17 protein-coding genes are annotated in these 19363 nt (G+C 46.8%); 6 read left to right on the forward strand and 11 right to left on the reverse strand.

What is annotated here, in order from left to right; all coding sequences use genetic code 11:
• Positions 1-26: 26 nt before the first annotated feature.
• From ACZ5PW_RS07905 to ACZ5PW_RS07915, 3 genes are all read right to left on the reverse strand, one after another.
• Positions 27-809 carry a TIGR04282 family arsenosugar biosynthesis glycosyltransferase gene (locus ACZ5PW_RS07905; protein ID WP_464559624.1) on the reverse strand — a complete coding sequence of 261 codons (783 nt, stop codon included), beginning with the start codon at positions 807-809 and terminating at the stop codon, positions 27-29.
• Positions 709-1395 carry a TIGR04283 family arsenosugar biosynthesis glycosyltransferase gene (locus tag ACZ5PW_RS07910; protein WP_464559626.1) on the reverse strand — a complete coding sequence of 229 codons (687 nt, stop codon included), beginning with the start codon at positions 1393-1395 and terminating at the stop codon, positions 709-711. The genes ACZ5PW_RS07905 and ACZ5PW_RS07910 overlap by 101 nt, the downstream gene beginning before the upstream one ends.
• Before the next feature lie 185 nt (positions 1396-1580).
• A complete protein-coding gene (locus ACZ5PW_RS07915) occupies positions 1581-1934 on the reverse strand; it encodes a TraR/DksA family transcriptional regulator (protein ID WP_464559628.1) in 354 nt (117 codons plus the stop codon).
• A gap of 165 nt (positions 1935-2099) precedes the next feature.
• Between ACZ5PW_RS07915 and ACZ5PW_RS07920 the strand changes: the two genes are divergently transcribed.
• Entirely contained in the window at positions 2100-2744 is a 645-nt protein-coding gene (locus ACZ5PW_RS07920; RefSeq protein ID WP_464559631.1) for a class I SAM-dependent methyltransferase, read from the forward strand.
• A gap of 17 nt (positions 2745-2761) precedes the next feature.
• Here ACZ5PW_RS07920 and ACZ5PW_RS07925 read toward each other — a convergent pair whose 3' ends face one another.
• Positions 2762-3574: a metal ABC transporter permease gene (locus ACZ5PW_RS07925; RefSeq protein WP_464559633.1), complete on the reverse strand. Its 813-nt coding sequence runs from the start codon at positions 3572-3574 to the stop codon at positions 2762-2764.
• Positions 3567-4391 (reverse strand): metal ABC transporter ATP-binding protein, encoded by an 825-nt coding sequence (locus tag ACZ5PW_RS07930; RefSeq protein ID WP_464559635.1) that lies wholly within the window; start codon positions 4389-4391, stop codon positions 3567-3569. The genes ACZ5PW_RS07925 and ACZ5PW_RS07930 overlap by 8 nt, the downstream gene beginning before the upstream one ends.
• A gap of 206 nt (positions 4392-4597) precedes the next feature.
• On the opposite strand from ACZ5PW_RS07930, the gene ACZ5PW_RS07935 reads away from it, so the two are divergent.
• Both ACZ5PW_RS07935 and ACZ5PW_RS07940 read left to right on the forward strand, forming a co-directional pair.
• On the forward strand, positions 4598-5176 hold the full coding sequence (locus tag ACZ5PW_RS07935) for a GDSL-type esterase/lipase family protein (protein WP_464559637.1): 579 nt from the start codon (positions 4598-4600) through the stop codon (positions 5174-5176).
• A gap of 251 nt (positions 5177-5427) precedes the next feature.
• On the forward strand, positions 5428-6450 hold the full coding sequence (locus ACZ5PW_RS07940; protein ID WP_464559639.1) for a threonine aldolase family protein: 1023 nt from the start codon (positions 5428-5430) through the stop codon (positions 6448-6450).
• 140 nt (positions 6451-6590) lie between these two features.
• Here ACZ5PW_RS07940 and ACZ5PW_RS07945 read toward each other — a convergent pair whose 3' ends face one another.
• Positions 6591-8447: a lysophospholipid acyltransferase family protein gene (locus tag ACZ5PW_RS07945; protein ID WP_464559641.1), complete on the reverse strand. Its 1857-nt coding sequence runs from the start codon at positions 8445-8447 to the stop codon at positions 6591-6593.
• A 212-nt stretch (positions 8448-8659) separates the two neighbouring features.
• Complete coding sequence (locus ACZ5PW_RS07950) at positions 8660-9013, reverse strand: hypothetical protein (RefSeq protein WP_464559643.1); 354 nt, start codon at positions 9011-9013, stop codon at positions 8660-8662.
• Between the two features lie 128 nt (positions 9014-9141).
• On the opposite strand from ACZ5PW_RS07950, the gene ACZ5PW_RS07955 reads away from it, so the two are divergent.
• A complete protein-coding gene (locus ACZ5PW_RS07955) occupies positions 9142-10959 on the forward strand; it encodes an alpha-amylase family glycosyl hydrolase (protein ID WP_464559645.1) in 1818 nt (605 codons plus the stop codon).
• 115 nt (positions 10960-11074) lie between these two features.
• Complete coding sequence (malQ, locus tag ACZ5PW_RS07960; RefSeq protein WP_464559647.1) at positions 11075-12586, forward strand: 4-alpha-glucanotransferase; 1512 nt, start codon at positions 11075-11077, stop codon at positions 12584-12586.
• 70 nt (positions 12587-12656) lie between these two features.
• On the opposite strand, the gene ACZ5PW_RS07965 is transcribed toward malQ, so the two are convergent.
• The 3 genes from ACZ5PW_RS07965 to ACZ5PW_RS07975 all read right to left on the reverse strand — a co-directional run bounded on the left by ACZ5PW_RS07965 (position 12657) and on the right by ACZ5PW_RS07975 (position 18269).
• Entirely contained in the window at positions 12657-14924 is a 2268-nt protein-coding gene (locus ACZ5PW_RS07965; RefSeq protein WP_464559649.1) for a methyl-accepting chemotaxis protein, read from the reverse strand.
• A gap of 379 nt (positions 14925-15303) precedes the next feature.
• On the reverse strand, positions 15304-17712 hold the full coding sequence (locus ACZ5PW_RS07970) for a methyl-accepting chemotaxis protein (protein ID WP_464559651.1): 2409 nt from the start codon (positions 17710-17712) through the stop codon (positions 15304-15306).
• Positions 17713-17840: 128 nt separating this feature from the next.
• Positions 17841-18269, reverse strand: coding sequence for a hypothetical protein (locus tag ACZ5PW_RS07975; RefSeq protein WP_464559653.1), 429 nt, complete (start codon positions 18267-18269; stop codon positions 17841-17843).
• 72 nt (positions 18270-18341) lie between these two features.
• Here ACZ5PW_RS07975 and ACZ5PW_RS07980 point away from each other — a divergent pair, with 72 nt between their 5' ends.
• On the forward strand, positions 18342-18620 hold the full coding sequence (locus tag ACZ5PW_RS07980) for a hypothetical protein (RefSeq protein WP_464559655.1): 279 nt from the start codon (positions 18342-18344) through the stop codon (positions 18618-18620).
• A 119-nt stretch (positions 18621-18739) separates the two neighbouring features.
• On the opposite strand, the gene ACZ5PW_RS07985 is transcribed toward ACZ5PW_RS07980, so the two are convergent.
• Positions 18740-19363: a LysE family translocator gene (locus tag ACZ5PW_RS07985; protein ID WP_464559657.1), complete on the reverse strand. Its 624-nt coding sequence runs from the start codon at positions 19361-19363 to the stop codon at positions 18740-18742.

A 19363-nucleotide genomic window follows, 5' to 3' on the forward strand; every position in this document is an offset into this window, starting at 1 on the left:
TCTCTTCTGGATTTGCAGAATTTGGGTTATTTCTGCCTTTGCATTAAGGTTGATTCTGCCACTGCTACTGTTCTGTGGCAAAGTTCTGTGGCTTCCTGATTCTGCAGGAGTGATTCAAGTTCTTCAAGGTTATCCACATCGGAAAAGCAGGGCAGGACTGCTGCATTAATTCTGTTTTCTCTGAATCTTTCCATTGTCTGGTTGTATACAGCCGATGTGCTCCATTCAATATTTTCGAATATCTCAGCTGTGAAGTTCTTTTTACGAAAGCCTATCGAATAGTATCCCCCGTCTTTTGCGGGTCCAATGCAGGCGGGGGAATTTTCCAGATGCTCAAAACCTTCCCGGATAATTTGAGGATTCAAACCCGGGAGGTCGCTTCCGGTTAACACGGCCTTTTCGTAGCCTTGCTTAAAGGCGGAAGCAAACGCGTTTGCCATTCTTTCTCCCAAATCCGTTCCCTTCTGCGGGCTGAAAATTCTATCCCCAAGCCAGTTCCGGTAATCGTGCAGAGGCACAGATTCATCGAAGAAAACCACTAAGTTAATTTCTGATAGATCAAAACTTTCCAGCATATCCTCTACAAATGATTTGTATAGAAGGGCGGCCTGATCATCTCCTAGATCTTTTCCAAGTCGGGTTTTGACCTTTCCGGGATGTGGGTATTTTATGAAAAATAATAAGACGCTCTGCAATATCTTAATCCTTTCAGCGGTAGAGTCGGGCCAGAGTTTCCGGTTTAGTGCCGCAGAAGTGCAACAGCCGGAGTAAAGTGTTGTGAAAGCTGCGGCGAAAAGGTGTTGTCCCATATTTCCGCGGGGAAGTTTTGACAGCTTCCTGAAGGATTATTATTTCACGGCGCTTTTTTTTGATATTACGGAAGAATTCAACGTCTTCCATAAGTGATATCTGCGGGAAACATCCGAGCTTAAAGAATGTTTGTTTTCTGATGAAAACCGCCTGATCGCCGTAAGGAACCCTCTCAATACGGGACCGTAGATTAGCAATGAAAGCTATTAATCTTAGCGATTTTGAAGATGAATCGAAGGAAAGTTTGAATGCACCTGCCGTCACCGCTGGTGCGGCAAGAGCTTCCCTTATCAGTTCTGAAGATTTAGCGGGTAGTATCGTGTCTGCATGTAGGAACAGCAGTATGTCCCCGGCAGCGACCTTGGCTCCGGCATTCATTTGTGTGCCCCGTCCGGGAGTGGATTTCAGGGTCACAATGGTATCGTCGGCTATTTCCTTTAACGTTGAACCGTCAGGAGAGCCGTCTACCACAATTATTTCGGCATCAGTCCCGCAGGCAGATCTGGCGTTTAGAATACAGCGGCTGATCCCTTCCTGCTCTTTATAGACCGGAATGATGATTGATATTTCCGAAGCTGAAGTCATAGCTACCCATTACCTTTTTTATGTCCGGTAATAAAGGAAAAGGATGGATATATCCCTCTGTGCGCCTTGAGTGAAAAGGCGCACAGTTCTTCAGCAACCGAAAGATCATTCCGGCAGAGGGAATAAAAGCCGCGAAGCTGTGCCGCGGATATAAAAAAACCGCTTGTTCAAGCGGTGATGAAGTCTTAACCTACGCGACCAAGCTGGCCTTCTTCTTCCATGCGGCTCTGGCAGGAGACACAGAAGCGGGTGGTCGGCTTAGCTTTGATTCGGGCGATACCGATCTCTTCACCGCACTCTTCGCAGATTCCGAAGTCCCAGTGTTCAACGCGGCTCAGGGTGTCTTCCATTTCTGTGATCAGCTGGGTCTCACGGACATGCAGGGCCAGGTTGATTTTCTGTTCACTGATGCGGGATGCGTATTCATTGTCATCGGCGCAGTTTTCAACCGCTGTGTCTCTGGAGCTGATGCGCTCGTGAAGTTCGGCAAGCTGGTTTTCGAGATGTTTTTTAATGAGAGTCCTTTCAGCAGAATTCATGACTAACCTCCAAATGTGTTGTTGAAAGCAGTAATTTATTTTTTGACTATGGGGCTTATACGACTGGGCGTAATGAATTTCGTCTCAGTGTTGTGACGGTCGAGATACAATTTTGCATCTTTGCGCAATGCGTGATTTATAAGAAATTAATTAAGTGGTGCTGAAATGAGCAGTGGTAAAAATGAGCATATGAAATATTGGGAAGGCAAAGGAGCTGAAAAAAAATACTCCACACCTTTTCAATTGAGTGTATTCAGCAGATATGTAGATAAATCCGAAGCTGTTCTGGATGTCGGTTGCGGGTACGGTCGTGTCATGAGTGAGTTGCGTGCTGCGGGATTCACAAATGTAATGGGAGTGGAACCATCCGGAGCGCTAAGGGACAGAGCTGCCGCGATGGATGGCAGCCTTTTGATAAGACCTCTTGAAAACGGGCTTATCCCATTTGAAGACAATTCCTGTGATGCTGTGTTGCTGGTGGCGGTGCTTACCTGCATTCCTCTGGATTCGGAACAGGAATCTCTGCTTGATGAAATCTACCGGGTTCTGAAGCCCGGAGGGATTATTTATATCAATGATTTCCTGCTCAATACCGATCAGCGTAATCTTGACCGGTATGGCAGGTATGAGTCAAAACATGGTTGCTATGGAGTTTTCGAGCTTGAAGGAGGAGCGGTCCTGCGTCATTTTTCCGATGAAAGAATAAAGCTGTTGCTAAACCGTTTTGATTCGCTCGAATATGAGAAGGTTGTTTATACTACAATGAACGGGAATACTTCCAACGGATTTTATTATATAGGTCGGAAATAGCCTTCATCTGGATGATATTATTCTCGTCCGGAGCCTAATTTTGTCATAAGTGCCGACAGTGCGAACCCGGCCACACTCACAGCAATGATTGTTGCCCCTGAAGAGAGATTCAACTCGTAGGAAAGCAGCAGGCCGCTTACACAGAAAAACATACTCAGTATCGCGGAAAGGAGCATCATGGTATGCAGCGATGAAGTCCTGTTTTCCGCTATTTGGGGTGGTATTGTGAGCAGCGCGATGACCAGAATCAGCCCGACAACCCTGATGACCATTACAACACTGAGGGCGATAAGCGCCAGCATTATGAAGTACAGTGCAGTGACCGGAACTCCTCTGGCCCGCGCGAATTCTTCGTCAAATGACATGGCCCAGAATCCCTTGTAGCAACTGAAAACCACAATGAGAACGATTCCGGCAAGCCAGCCCATCAGTATGAGGTCTGACTGGGGTGTGGCGAGAATCCCTCCGAAAAGATAACTCATAAGGTCCACATTGTATCCGGGGGTGATGTCCAGCAGAATGATCCCCAGAGCCATGCCTGCTGCCCACATAACGCCGATAAACGTATCCGCACGTTCTTTCACGCGCATGGTCACAAGGGCCATGAGCAGGGCGGAGCATACAGCAAAGGCCGCTGTTACAGGGAGCATGGGCAGTCCCAGAAAGAAGGCCAGACCGACTCCTCCATATGAAGCGTGGGCTATACCGCCGGAGAGCAGCACTACTCGGTTCACGACTACGAGAGCCCCTATCACCCCGCAGATTATGGATGCAAGCACCCCGGCAATCAGTGCGTTCTGCATGAATTCAAAGCTCAGTGCTTCAAGCATTCCAGTCTCCTCCATTCTTTTCGCCGGAATCATTATGATATTCCAGTACCCGGTGAGGTAGTTCTCCGTGAGTAATGAGTTCAATGGGGCAGTATCCTTTTTCGGTCTGCCCATAAGTTTCATCAAGAAGTTCGCGCGTTATTTTCGGCTGATCATGCAGGTGCACTTTGCGGTTCACGCAGGCCACGGATTTGACTCCCTGTCCGAGAACGGAGATATCATGGCTGACCATGACCACGGTCATATCATTGTTGAGTTCGCGTAGAAGGCAGTAGAGTCCGCTTTTTCCGGCCTGGTCCACACTGGCGGCTGGTTCGTCCAGGAGCAGCAGTTTAGGCTGGTCAACAATTGCCCTTGCTATAAAAACCCTTTGTTTCTGGCCTCCTGAAAGATCGGATATCCTGCGGTTGATATGTTTTAGCATTCCGACCCGGTCAAGGGCGGTTTCAACGGCGTTGTCCGAGCCCGTTTTGAATTTAAGGCCGAATACTCCTTTAAGGCCGGGTGAAACTTTGCCCATCAGGACAGCATCGCGAACAGTGATTGGAAAACTCTCGGAGACTGTGGTGTATTGAGGCATGTAGCCGACCTGTCCGGCATGTTTACCCGGTGGAAGCCCCAATATGTCTATATGACCTTTGCGGGGCTGAAGCAGGCCCAGCAGAAGTTTCAGCAGCGTGGTTTTGCCTCCGCCGTTAGGACCTATGACGGCAAGGTAGTCTCCCTTGTATATATCGAAGTTAACACTGCTAAGCACCTGATGCTTTCCGTAACCGAAGTTTACATCCCGGAAGCTTATTACTTTTTCTGAATTCATTTAATCTGATCCCCCACCATCGATATTCGAAATTTTGAGTACTTTCTTTTTATTTGATAATCAACATGATAATCATTTGCATGGAGCTTTTTTCCTCTGTGCCATTGTAAATCTTAACTCCTGCAGCGTAATTGTGTATCCTGAATATGAAAACAGTTCAGATTGCATAATTCTCTATAACATAACAACTTTAAAGGAAAATGGAAATGCAACTCTTTTTTCTGGGAGATTCCCTGACACTTGGGGTGAATGATCCGAAATGGCTTGGCTGGACCGGACGTGTCTGCCGCAAATTCGACCCGCAGGGCGATAGAATTACAGCATATAATCTGGGTGTGCGTGCCTCCAGCACCGAGCACATCAAAGATCGCTGGAAACAGGAAGTATACAGCAGGATAGCCCGTGGTTCAGCAAGTCTGCTTGTCGCCAGTTTCGGGGCTCCTGATTTTGCCAAAGGAATCAGTCTTGAGCAGAGTGTTTCAAACGCCCTCAATATACTTGGACCGGCAGCTGCTGAGCAAAGAACCTGTTTCATCTGTCCGCCGCCCATGAGCGACCAGGAGCGGGATGAAAGCACTAAAATGCTTTCTGATTCTTTAGTGAAGCTGTGCGCCGAGCTTGACATTCCATGCCTTGATATTAATCTCAGCCTGCGGCAGAGCGAAGCCTATCTTGACGATATCGGCAGGGGCGATGGTGTACATCCCGGAGAATCAGGTTACCGGATTATGGCCGACCTTATTTACGACTTTCTGAATCCCTTAGTTACTCCGCATCTTGACTGATCAATTTTTTCTCGGAACACGATAAGCCTGTGCCTTTCCGGGCACGGGCCTCAGACCGCTGATAAAGTACCACCTGCGTCGTTGCTGCGGAAAATACTGAAACTCACGTATGCTTAAATACGCTTCGTTCCAGTCTTTTCCTTGCGCCTTGCATCTGATACTTCCTCAACAGTCTGATGATTTTGACTTTGTTATCAAACTCATGCCTGTGCCGTTCCGGACACAGGCCTTTCTTATTATGGAGAATTTTCATGCGTTCATTTGCCAGTGATAACTATTCCGGTGTGCATCCAGAGATAATGGATGCCATACTTCAAGCCAACTCCGATCACATGTCTTCCTACGGTGCTGACCCTGTCTCCGCTGAAGCTGTAGAGCTTTTCCGGGAGCATTTCGGTGATCAGGCTGAAGTGTTTTTTCTCGCCACCGGAACTGCCACCAATACCCTTATTCTTAAACATCTTACACGCAGCTGGAACAGCGTTATCTGTTCGGACTGCGCACATATCACTGTGGACGAGTGCGGTTCCTGTGAGGCTGTTGCGGGACTGAAGCTTGTCCATGCACAAACCGTAAATGGCAAAATCAGTGTTGAATCTCTCCATTCACTTCTGGGTGATCTGGGAGATGTTCACCGCACACAGCCTTCGGTTATCTCAATTACCCAGAACACAGAGCTGGGAACTCTTTATTCCCTCAGCGAAATAAGAGCCATCTGTGATTTTGCCCATGAACGCGGTCTGGTTGTGCATATGGACGGGGCACGGATTGCCAACGCAGCTGTCGCTCTCGGGGTAGGTCTCAGGGAAATGACAGTTGATTGCGGAGTTGATGTGGTCTCCTTCGGAGGAACAAAGAATGGATGTATGTGTGCCGAAGCTGCCGTGTTTATCAATCCGGATCTTGGAAAGGATTTCGAATATGTGCGTAAACAGGGGATGCAGCTTGTCTCCAAAATGAGATATGTCGGCGCCCAGTTCAAGGCTCTTCTGAGTAACGATCTCTGGAAACGCAATGCCGAGCATTCCAATACAATGGCCTCAAGGCTCGCTGAGAGAGCAGGAAGAATAAAAGGTGTTACGATAACCCGTCCGGTGAAAGCTAACGGAGTGTTCGCCGTAATTCCTGAAGAAGTTACCGGTCCGCTGCAGGAAAAGTTTCCTTTTTATGTATGGGAGCCGTCTACCAACGAAGTGCGCTGGATGACATCATGGGCGACAACCGAAGATGATCTTGAAGGTTTTTGCAGTGAGCTTGAAAAGCTGATGCTTTAATTTAAAACGTCTGCTGACTCAAGTACGCTTGAATTTGACATGAATAAGCCCCGTAATATCCGATCGGATATTACGGGGCTCTGTTTTGCTGTTAAGGTATGTTATGGATTGTTGAGTTGCTTTATGAAAGGCCCTGCTGACTACACGGCAACCTTTTCACCATCACCACCACTTTTGTCAAAAGGCGTGGGAGCTACTTTCCGGTGGTACTCTAGATATGCTGCAGCTTCGTCTTTGCCCATGAATTTTTTGAGGCTTCTTTCAGAGGTCTGTAACAGGTCAACAACAATCAGTCCGTCTAGCGCGTTGCCGAAATCTGGGTCCACGTTGAATCCTGCAAGCTTGCCCCCGAGTTTAAGATAATGGCGCAGAAGAACGGGAATTCCTTTACCTCCCTCAATATCCTGCACAACTCTGTCCAGGTCGGTGGGGTCGGTAAACGCGGACTGTGGCAGTGACTTTTTCCAGTATTTAAGTTTCTTGAGCTTGAGGGGCTTTACCGGGGATATCAGGCCGGAAAGATCTTCACGGGAGCTGGTGGCCATAAGCGACTCCGCCATGAATTCGCGCGAGATCTTTTTGTAGTCATTGGAGATGCTTACACATCCGAAGAGGTAGCGGTATTTGGGGTTTCTGACCAAATAACCGGCGATACCCTTCCAGAGCATCATCAGGGAATAGTAGTTTCTCTGATATCTGGAACGGATAAAAGAGCGTCCGAGTTCCAGTGCCGGAGTTACCGCATTGAAGAATTCGGGATTGAAACGAAAAAATGAGTGGCTGTATACCCCGTTAAGCCCGAACCTTTCAATAAGGTCGTCTGTTCTAGCAAAGCGGTAGGCCCCGGCTATCTCATTATTTTCCCTGCTCCAGAGAACAAGGTGAATAAAAGTATTGTCATAGCGGTCTACATCCACGGCCTTGCCAGTTCCTTCGCCTACCTTGCGGAAAGTCTTTTCCCGCAGTCTGCCAATTTCCCTGAGAGTGAAAGGGCATTTGGAAGAATGTACTTCGTATACAGAGAATTCATTGTTTTGAGCCAGTAGACAGTCCGGCCCCAGTGCTTCAAGTTCAGTTATGATTCTGTCCTGACTGATCTTTTCACTGAGAGGCTGTTCTTTCTTTTTGAAAACAGGTAAGGCGGGCTTTTTTTTCTTGAACCTTGAACGCAGCATGTAGGTTCTGAATCGCAAATACTCGATCATTTCGCGGTTGTTATCGAAAGAGCTCAGGCGGCCGTTGGAAATGGTGTTCCCCACGGCAAATTCAACCGGGCTGTCTTTCTTCTTGAGATTCTCACGAGGCAGGAGAACTGTTCTCAGTCTCGGATGGACCATGCCCATGGCCTGAAACAAGGCGCTGTTGCGGCCATTGAAAAATACCGGAGTGGCTGTGGCTCCCGTACGTTTGATGATGCCGGCGACAGTGGGGCTCCAGTCCGGATCTTCAACTTTGCGGTCCTTGATTTTCAGACTTGCCACTTCCCCCGCCGGAAATACCGCCAGCAGACCGCCGCTTTTTACCCATTTTACAGCTTCTTTAAGACCTGAGATGTTTCCCGCATGAGAGTCTTTTCGGCCGAAAGGGTCCACTGCGATAAGGTGTTCGTTCATTTCAGGTATGAGCCCGAGCATGAAGTTGGCCATGATTTTGACGTCCGGACGAACCATTTTAAGCATTCTGATAAGAAATAATCCCTCCACAACACCGAAAGGATGGTTGGCCACAACAACAGAAGGACCGCTTTTGGGTATTGCCTTGAGTTGGGATTCATCCATCTCAGTGTTAACTCCGAGCAGTTTCAGGGCCTTGCTGACGAAGTCAGTCTGGCCGTCCCAGTGCTTTTCATCCTGGGCAATACTGTAAAGTGAATTAAGCCGCTGGAGACAAAGCAGGCTGGATAAAGGTTTTTCCAGAATGGAAAACAAAGCTCCCCTGAAGGGATCTTCAAAAGGCGATCTTAATCGGAAAAGGTCCGGGCAACTTTCATGAACCATTTAGAACTCCATGCGTTTAATTTTGATTATTCACATTAACCTCTGCCCGAACTCTGTGTGTTACCCCGCAGTTACATGTGCTTTACATTATTGTCGTAGAAGTGTACGTCTGTGGGTATTTAAATAGCTTTCCCTATATAGATGAAATTAAAAAAAAGGGAGTATTAACTCCCTTTTTATTTATTTGCACTTGCAAAACTGATAAAAAATAACTACTGAATAGTTCCAAGATCGTTTTTTAAATGCCAGTGTTCGCTGGGAATCGGGATACAGAAGCTTCTTTGGGCGACATCAGCACAGAGTATAAGCCCTCTGGTTTCTTCGTCCCAGAAAACTCGGTCTATGAAAAAGGCTATCGCCTGGGAATTAGTAAGTTTCTCAGGACGGCTTCCGGGCAGATATCTGTGCATAACTGCGGAAGCTGCTTTTTTCAGGGTTTTTACGGCGTTGGTGGAGATTGCGATATCCTGAAAATCTAGTTCATGCAGGATAGCATGTTCTCCGCCCATAGCCTGAGCGATTTTAACCTGTTCCTCAGTAGCTCGGGGATTGTGATCGGTAGTCATGGTCTGCCTCCTGATACTGTTCTTTCATGATGCAATTACATAAACCACTGCAAAAGACGAGCCGACATTTGTAAATAGTATACATTATCGGTAAGCAAAAAACAAAATTATTTCTAAAAGAGTTTTAAATGGAAAAAAAATACTTCGGCGCCAGAGTTCACAGCAATGGTGAATGCTCTTTCAGAATATTTGCTCCTGATGCTAAAAGAGTTGAAATATCGATTAAAAAAAAGGAAGTGGTGCGGCTTGAAATGATTTCTTCGGGGACTGGATTTCACGATTTGATCGTTCCCGAAATTGAGTCCGGTACTGCTTACTCTTTTACTGTTGATGACTTTATCGATGTGCCGGACCCGGCGTCTCTGTTCCAGCCTGAAGGTTCGAAAAGCTCTTCCGTGGTGGTGAACCATCATTCTTTTGACTGGAGAGGGGATTCCTTCCCCGGGCTGCCTATGAGCGAAATGCTTATTTATGAAGTTCATGTAGGGGCGTTTTCCCCGCAGAAGACCTTTTCCGGTATTCTGGAACGCCTAGATTATTTATGTGAATTGGGAATAAATACTTTGCAATTAATGCCGGTTTCCCAGTTTTCAGGCAGCAGGTCATGGGGTTACGATACTGTCTTCCCTTACGCTGTTCACAATTCTTATGGAACTCCTGAAGAGTTCAAAGAGTTGGTCAGGCAATGTCATCTTCGTGAAGTGGCCGTTATTGTGGATGTTAATTTCGCAGCTCTTACGCCTGTCAATGAATTGACGGCATTTTATCCGCCATTTTTGAGCAAAAAATACAATCTGGAGCAGGGCAGGGCGGTCAATTTTGATGACAGGTTCAGTATAGGAATAAGGGAATTTTATATTCAGTGCGCTTTGTCCTGGCTTAGGGATTATCATGTGGACGGATTGCGGATAAGCGATGCGCACAGCATAATTGACCAGACTCCGCTTCATTTTATTGAGGAGTTATCACTCAGAGTTAAGGATTTCGCCTCGGAAAATTCAAGGCATTGTGTCCTCATCACCGGAGATAAGCGTAATTCACTTCGCCCGGTTCTTTCTTTTGATGAAGGTGGCTACGGTGCAGACGCCTTATATAATGATGATTTTCGTAATTCACTGGTCTGCAGGCTGACCGGCGACAGAAGCGGACGTTTGAATGACTACAAAGACCCTGAGCGCATCGTCTGCGCACTTCAGTATGGATTTGCCTACAGGGGGGAGCTTTCTTCGCATTACATGAGGCTTCAGGGGCGCAGCCGTTCAGAAATTATAGGCTCTGAACTGGTTGTATACTCGCAGGGGCACAGCCTTGAACCAGATGGCGGAGACGGCTGCCGTATTATAGAGAAAGCCGGATTTGAGGCGGCTAAACTCTCTGCCGGAGTAACAATACTTTCACCTTATATACCTCTGATTTTCATGGGTGAAGAGTATGGAGAGTCCTCTCCTTTTCACTTTTTCAATGATGCCTGTGAGTGTGCTGCGGAAAAGCAAACTGGGGCGGCTTCTCCCTCTGATGAATCCATATATTCCGACTGCTGCCTGAACTGGCAGAATATAGAATCCGATAAGGGACAGGCAATGCTTTCGCTTTACCGCAGGCTTCTTGAAATACGTAAGGAGCATCCTGCTGTCAGTGAACCCTGTCGCGGAAGATGTCAGGTTCAGGAGATTTCACCTGGAATTATTTTGTTATTGAGAAACTGCAGTTCAAGTGTACGTGATTACGCCGCAGTTCTTTTTAATTTCAACCGTGAAGAAACAGATTGTGATCTTTACAGATTTCTTCCTGATGGAGTATGGGTGCGTGACATCTACAGCGCATCCAGAGTCTTTGGCGGGACTGCGGAACCTTTACCGCGAATTCTCCCCGCAAATGAGTCAATAGTTATGGCTCCGCAGTCCTTCGCCATATTTTTTTATTCTGAAATAGATACTTTTATTTGAAATTAACAGGAAAGAAATCAATCCGGCTTTACTTCTCCCCCCTTGCTCTGCATTATGGTATGGTTTAAATCGTCCCCTCGTACTGATCCATACCAGCAGAGCAAGGAGTTTTTTTATGAAGCGTTCAAGCGGGGTCCTCTTACATTTCACTTCACTGCCTTCCCGGTTCGGTGCCGGCGATCTGGGACCGGCAGCATACGATTTTGCGGATTTTCTGGCTGAGGCAGGCCAAAGATTCTGGCAGGTTCTGCCTATTACCCCTACAGGCCCCGAGCTCTGTAATTCTCCGTACTCGGGTTTTTCGGCCTACGCGGCCAACCCATTGCTGATAAGTCCCGAATTGATGGTTGATTATGGCCTTCTGGAATATGAAGAAATTATTGAACATACTCAGCCGGACAGAGATCATGCCGACTTCGAATCAGCTGCAAGGATTAAGGACGAACTTCTCCGCAGGGCTTTTTCCCGTGTTGCTGATTCCCTTCCAGATGAGCCGCTTTTCAATCAGTTCATCTGGGATAATATGCATTGGGTAAATGACTTTGCCCTTTATGCGGCACTTAAAAAACATTTTGACAATGCCAGTTGGACAGAATGGCCTGAAGATATAAGGGATCGTTATCCGGAGGGACTCCAACATTGGGGTGAGAAATTATATAGGGAGATTCTATTCGTTAAATTCTGCCAGTGGATCTTTTTCCGGCAGTGGGGACAGCTCAAGGATCATCTCGAAGAAATCGGGGTTGAACTGATCGGTGATGTGCCAATTTATGTTACACACGACAGCTCTGACGTCTGGGCCAATCGACATATTTTCAAGCTGGACGAACAGGGCTGGCCTTATTGTGTTGCCGGAGTTCCTCCGGATTATTTCAGTAAAACCGGGCAGCTCTGGGGTAATCCTGTCTATAACTGGGACGTTATCAAGGAAGATGGTTTCGGTTGGTGGATAAGCCGCATGAAGCATAATCTGGGTCTTTATCACTGGGTGCGCCTTGACCACTTTCGGGGTTTCTCAGCTTACTGGGAGGTTCCTGCAGATGCAGAAACGGCCATGGAAGGATATTGGGTCCCCGCACCCGGCCATGAATTGTTTGAAAAAATGTCCTGCGATGAAGGATGCCTGCGCATAATTGCCGAGGATCTCGGGCATATCACTCCGGATGTCATCTGGTTGAAAGACCGGTTCCAGTTTCCGGGCATGAATCTCCTGCAGTTCTCTTTCGGAGAGGATATCGGCTATTGCGGTGATGCCTTGCATAACCATAAACGCAATTCCGTAGTCTACACCGGGACACATGACAACAACACCAACCGGGGATGGTTTCTCGATGATGCGGACAAAGTCAGCCGGAGGCATCTGCTGTCCTATCTTGGTCGGGACTGGATGGACGATTCAAAAGTATCCTGGGAGTTGATCCGGCTTTTAATGTCCAGTGTCGGTTGCCTGTGTATTATTCAGGCTCAGGATCTCCTGAATCTTGACGGAAGTGCAAGGATGAATGTTCCCGGTGAGGCATCAGGCAACTGGGGTTGGAAACTGACTCCCGGTCAGCTTACTCCGCTTATCCGCGAAAAACTTGGAAGTATGACTGAACTTTTCGGGCGTACCAGCAAGATTGATTAGAAATATTTGACTTTGTCGTCAGTCGACATCCCGGCCCTGATCAGGGCCGGGATGTTTGTAAGTATATCTATTATGTTTCACGCAGCTTGTTCATCAGCATCTGAAGTTCTGATGCAAGCCTTGCCAGTTCGGAGATTGCGTCTCTTGCCTGAGACATTCCCTGTGTTGTGTCTGTTGAAACCAGCTTGATATCTTCCACCGCCCGGTTGATCTCATCACTTGAGCTTGACTGTTGTTCAGAAGCAGTAGCTATTGATCTGATCTGGTCAGATGTGGAGTTCACATGTTCCAGAATGCGGCTTAGTGATTCCTTGGATTCGTCGGCAAAATCCGTTGCTCTTGCAACTGTCCGGGTCACGTTTTCGACACTGTCGATATTTTTCGTGGCACCCTGTTGGATGTTGTTTATTGCCTGTCCTACCTCATTGGTGGCCTGCACGGTTTTTTCCGCCAGCTTGCGCACTTCATCTGCCACAACTGCAAATCCACGCCCTGCTTCTCCTGCACGGGCCGCTTCAATGGCTGCGTTAAGTGCCAGCAGGTTGGTCTGGTCGGCAATATCCGTGATTACACTTAATACACCGCCGATGGCCTCGGCCTGATTTCCAAGTTCTGCCATATTGGTTTTTAGTTCAGTGGAATGAGTCTCAACCTGTACGATGGCCTCGACAGATTTATCTACAATTGCAGATCCTTCCTCAGCGTTTTGCCTGGTCTGTTCGGCACTTTCGGCAGCTTCGGACGCGTTGCGGGCTACTTCCATCACTGTGGCGTTCATTTCTTCCATCGCCACTGCTGTTTCAGCTATCCGCTGCTGCTGATTCTCTGCTCCGCTGTTGACCTGATCAACCTGAACGGAGAGTTCCTCAGATGCCGAGGACAGGTCGTTGACCAGACCTTCAAGCATGTCTGCCGCGTCATTCATTCCTTTGATCTTAGCCTGCTCAGCTTCTTCTTTTGCAGCTTCAGCCTCAGCTCGCGCTTCATCAGCTTTTTTTCTTTCAAGATCACTGATCTCGTTAAGTTCGTTCGCTTCGTTTATTTTGTCCTTGAGACTGCAGACCATCTGTTCAAGAGAGTCTTTAAGTATATCCATTTCACTGTTTTTTTTGAAAGAACCATTCAGGGTGTAGTTCAGGTCTCCCGCAGCTACTTTACTGGAATAATCGACAAGTTTAGCAAGTGGTTTGTTCAGCCCTCTGCGAAGAACAAAAAGGCAGATCGCAGTTACGATAACAATAAATATAAAAGAGGCTATTTGTGATTTAGTTTCTATGGTAGTTATAGTCGTCTTGAATTCATTTTTTTGTTTTTGGACCATAGCGTCAATATTGTCGATATAGACACCCATTCCGATTATCCAGCCCCAGGGTTTGAATTCCTTGACGTATGAAAGTTTTGGAGCTTCTTTGGCGGTTACGGGGTTGTCCCACCAATATTTTACAAAACCGGACCCGTCTTTTTCTTTTACTGTCCGAACCATTTCTACGAACAGTTTTTTGCCCTTGCTATCCTTTGTGCCGGAGATGTCCTTTCCGTTAAGTGCCGGCTTGATCGGATGCATAATCATGCGGGGGGTGGCATCATTGATCCAGAAATATTTATCTTCACCCAGCCGCATTTTGGCTACTTGTTCCAGAGCCTCTTTTTTCATCCTGGCGGTAATATCCTCAACCCAGGACCCGGTTCCGATGACCCACTTGAGCTCAGGCAGAAAGCGGACGTAGGATATTTTGAGTTTCGGTTCGGTTTCACCCTGCCGGGCCCATAGGTAGGAAACCGTTCCCTGCCCGTTTTTTTCTGCCAGCCTGCTCATCTCAGCAACGAAATGTATACCGGAGGGGTCTTTCAGTCCTGAAAGATCCTTGCCTATTAGTGATTTACTTGGATGGACAATCATCCTGTTATCAAGATCATGAATCCATACATAATTGTTGTCATCGTATCTGGCTCCCTCAACTACGGCTTTTATACGGTCCTGAACTATCTCAGGTGGGAGTATGCCATTAAATTTACTATATATACTCTCAGCCTGGGCAGTTACAGTATCGATGATTTTTTGGAGCTTGCCGGCTTCGCTTTTTTTCAGGGATTCAATATCCTTAGAACGGTCATAGTATGATTGGACAACACTGTAAGCCAGTTCAACCGAATCACTCAGCTTGTTTTTTTCCTCGGTTTCAATTTCCAGACGATACTCCCGGGAACGGGCTTCTATAAATTTGTCGAGATTATAATTGGTGAAAAAGGAAATCAAAAAACCTTCGATAGCGAGTGCCAAGACTACCAGAGCTGCTGTTTTTACGGCAATTGATTTTAACGGGGATGTTTTGTTCATGTCATGCTCCATGGTTGATTTAGTTGCCTGTAATAACATAGATGTTTTTTTGTTTTAATGTAAGGCGTATTACTCAAAAATATCTGGCAGCTTATGCCGTATTATAATTAATAGCTTTTATAATTTGAATTCTTGTTTTGATCCGTCGTGGAATAAAAAAAGCGTCTTTGATTCAAAGACGCCTTAGACTGCTGATGAAGTTCAATCTGTTCTGCAAGTTGATTTTAGTGATTCTATGGTTTCGCGGGATCTTACAGCAGAGGTTCTTCGTAAAAAAGCTGAAACTGACGTATCTTGGCATACGTCAGTTTCAGCTTTTGATAGGCCCTTTAACTGGTTCTTTATAATCAGTCTGCAGATTTTAAATTTAAAATTAAACTCAGGACTGCATGTTTCTGATCAATTTTTTAATATTGGCCGCAAGCTCAGCCACCTCGGCGATGGCTTGGGCGGACTGGACAGTGGTTTCCGCTGATTCGGCAGAAATCACATTGATTTCTTCCGTTGCCCTGTTGATCTGCTCACTGCTGGCAGACTGTTCTTCTGCGGCGGTAGCTATCCCGTGAATCTGATCCGCCGAGACTTCCACCATGTGGACGATTTCATCAAGAGCTTCACCTGATCTGGCTACAAGGTCGGTGGATTCGACAATGGATTCCACTGCATTCTCTGTTGCCGTGATGTTTGTTTTAGTGCTGTTCTGGATGGAAGTAATCGCTTCGCCGACTTCTTTGGTCGCGTCCATGGTTTTTTCTGCAAGCTTGCGGACTTCATCGGCAACAACAGCGAATCCGCGTCCGGCTTCTCCGGCCCGGGCTGCTTCAATTGCGGCGTTCAGTGCAAGTAGGTTGGTCTGATCTGCAATATCGGTAATAACATTCATCACTTTTCCGATGGAGTCAGTCCTGATGCCGAGTTCCTCCATGCTGCTTCTGAGTTCTTCCGAGTTTGTCTCCAGAGCCTTGATGGATTTGACTACCATGCCGACCAGATCCTGCCCCTCAAGGGCTTTCTCTTTAGTCGCTCTGGCATTTTCAGAAGCTTCACTGGCACTGCGCGCGACCTCCATTACAGTGGAGTTCATCTGCTCCATTGCTGCTGCTGTCTCGCTGGCTCTCTGCTGCTGTGTTTCCGCGCCCTGACGGGATTCCTCCACCTGGGCCGCAAGTTCGTCAGCAGCAGAGGAAAGCTGGTCTGATATCTCATCGGCTTCGCGGGCTGTTTCCGCGATTTTGTCACGCTGGGCCATGACAGCCTGTTCGTTTCGTTTTACAGCGGTAATATCATTCATAACCATGAAAGCACCGGTGGGGACACTATCAAGATCGTGAAGGGGCGCCACGTCTATTATGGCATGGAATGTCTCTCCCTTTTCTGTGTTCCCGCTGACTTCTATTCCTGAAATTCCGGTACCTTCAAGGATACATTTATTTATGTTGTCGGTGATGGAACTGTACTTGATGATACTCTCCACCTTTTGACCGAGATAGTCCTCTGGCTTTCCGGGAAAGGCGAACTCATCAAGAATATGCTGATTGATGAATGTTACGGACCCGTCAAGATCCACAACAACACACGGCTGCGGAAGACCATTCAGCAGCCCCCCTGAGAACCCAAGCTTGTTCTTGAGTTCAAAGACCATACTCTTGACAGAAGTGATGGTTTTTCCAACCACATCGTCAGCTTCGTATTCCAAATCACTGTCATAGTTTCCTTCGGAAACCCGGGCTGTGAATTCAGATAACTGCTGCAGAGGTTTAGTTGTAGCTTTGATAAGTATGAGCATTGTTATAACCGCAAGTGAAAGCACCACAACGGCTATAATGGCGTCAGCAATAAATATTTCGCGGTCAACACCGTGGGCCATATCATCTTTGTTCATGATAAAGGCAAATGACCATTGCCATGGCTTAAAATAGGTTACATAGGCAACTTTATGTTCTCCGTCGAAGTCATATTCTACTTCGCCGTTCTCAATGGATTCAAATTTATGCCAGAAAGGAGCTTCACTCATGTCTTCCCCTGTCAAGGTTGGGTGAAGCATGGTCATGCCTTTTTTATTGAAGATGGTAGCATATCCTTTACCGCCGACATTGGAGGCAAGGATGGATTTTTTAAATTCGTCAGTAATTATTTTGCGTCCGACAAAGATAACACTGACAATCCTGTCACGCAGGTCTTTGATGGGTTTATATGCAGTTATGTACCAGGCATTAACAACGTAAGCCATGCCGAAGTATGTCTCTCCGGCCATCACAGCTTTATAGACCGGGCTGCTGCTGGGAATGTACGTCCCTACCGCTCTTTGTCCGTCAGTTTTCAGAACATTGGTTGAAACTCTGAGCAGTTTGTCGGGCAGGACCTGAAATATGGTTGCAGTTCCCCCTACATTCTCTTTCATTTTGTCCACGATATCATTGTCACCATTGATCGGGATTCCACCGAATTCGAGTGTAGGAATAGATACAGATTCACTTTGTTTGGTGACCTGATTGGTGATGGTCGTATTGATCTTGCTGCGTTTGTTCAGCTTGGGGAATCCCATGGAGAAAATTCTTTTATCAAGGATGTCGATATCTGACCTAACCTTGTCCATCAGTATTTTATCCTGCAATTCCATTATGGAATGTACACTTTCCGCGATCGACTTCATTGAGGTTTTTCCCAGTTCATGGAAAGAACCCCCAATCTTATATAGGTTGATTCCCGTGATGGTGATAATGGTCAAAAGGATAATACTGACTGCCCCGAGCATCAGTTTCGTCTGGAAAGGCAACTTCTTGAACATACACAACTCCTGATCCAGGTTAGGTTCGATTTATCCCGGAAGTTCCCTTCCCATAGACTTTCCGGGTTTGGTATACTTGTCTAAGGATCTAATCCCGCAGGATTCTCCTTAAAAGTATATGTTACTTTTCAATGCATATCCGCTCTGGAAAAGCGGGCCAGAAATCTGACCACAGTACTTTCCTCTTCATGCTCAATCCGGGAAATTCCGGGTTCAGCTTTAGCGAAGTGCACAATCACACTTTCCCCCTTTGTGACCTTCCTCCAGAAATTTGTATCAACATTGGCAGATCTCTCTCGCGGAAGTCCTGAAGGATCAATAAAGCGATACTTGATCATATAGTTTTTCTTTCCTTCAACTGAAGGAGATATCTGTCCTTTTCGGATGTTTTTGTCGATTACTATACCCACGGCAGCCTTTTCACCGAAAGCTCTGATTCTTTCGGTTCGAATTTCATCATAGGGAATGAAAAAAAAGGATAAAAAAAACAAAAGAGCAGCTAGATATGTTACAATCTTTTTGGATTTGGAAAGATATGAGGTGTATAATAATCCCATAACCAGTGTTTATCATTTGTAGTAATCAGGCGCAAGCTGGCAGAAAGTAGATAGTGCTTTGGGGGAGGGGCCATGAGTAGTCTTAAAAAAACAGGAAAATGGTGGGTGCTTGCCAAAGGGGACCCGTTCGGAGAAGCAGGATTTGAAGGTCGTGATCTCTGCCGGGCGAAACTTCTGCGTCAGGTTAATGATGCAGGTATAAAGCTGGACGAGAATGTCTGGGTTTATGATGAGGACGAGTGTGCTCTACTGGTAATTAGCGTCTGTGAGGATGCAGATGCTGCGGAAGAATCTGCACGCGTTCTTGCGCAAACTGGACTTGAGATAAAGGTCTCAAGTGAATTTGAGTAAGCTCATAAGGGTATTTGTTCTGCCTGCCGATCAAAAAGGAATATGTAAATTTGACCGGATCTGTCAGTTTGTTGGTCAGCAGCAGGACAGGTTTTTGTTCCTGCGCAGTTTGGAATGATTCAGTTTTTGGCGAGAGCCATTCGCAGCCCCAGGCCGATAAATACAATTCCGGATATTGCTTCAAGCCTTTTCTTGAATTTACCGCCTGAAATGAGATGCCTGATTTTTCCGAGAGCCAGAGTAATGAATCCGAACCAGGTGATTCCCATGCTGAAATGGATTGCCATCAAGAGCAGTGATTTGTGCAGAATGTTATCTTCAGGTGAAATAAACTGCGGAAGCAGTGCCAGATAGAATACTGCGACTTTAGGGTTCAGTACATTGGTTAGGAAACCTTCTCTAATGGACGCGCTTATTCCTTTGCTGCATTTTCCCGTGGTAAAGTTGTTTTCGGGTGCTTCCCGGCTGGACCGCAGGGACTGAATGCCCAGAAAAATGATGTACAGTGCTCCGGCCATCTTGACCATTTCGAAGGCGGTGGCGGAATTCATGAGGATCATGGACAGCCCCAGTGCCGAGGCCAGAGCGTGGATCAGCAGTCCCGCGTTGATCCCGGCAACGGTGCATAGGCCGTCAGCTGTGGAGCGGGTGAGGGTGTTGTTGACCACCAGCATGGTGTCGGAGCCGGGAGTTATGGTCAGTATCGCTGCGACAGGGATGAATGCCAGGGTAAGACCGTCCAT

It is taken from the genome of Maridesulfovibrio salinus (genome assembly GCF_055394525.1).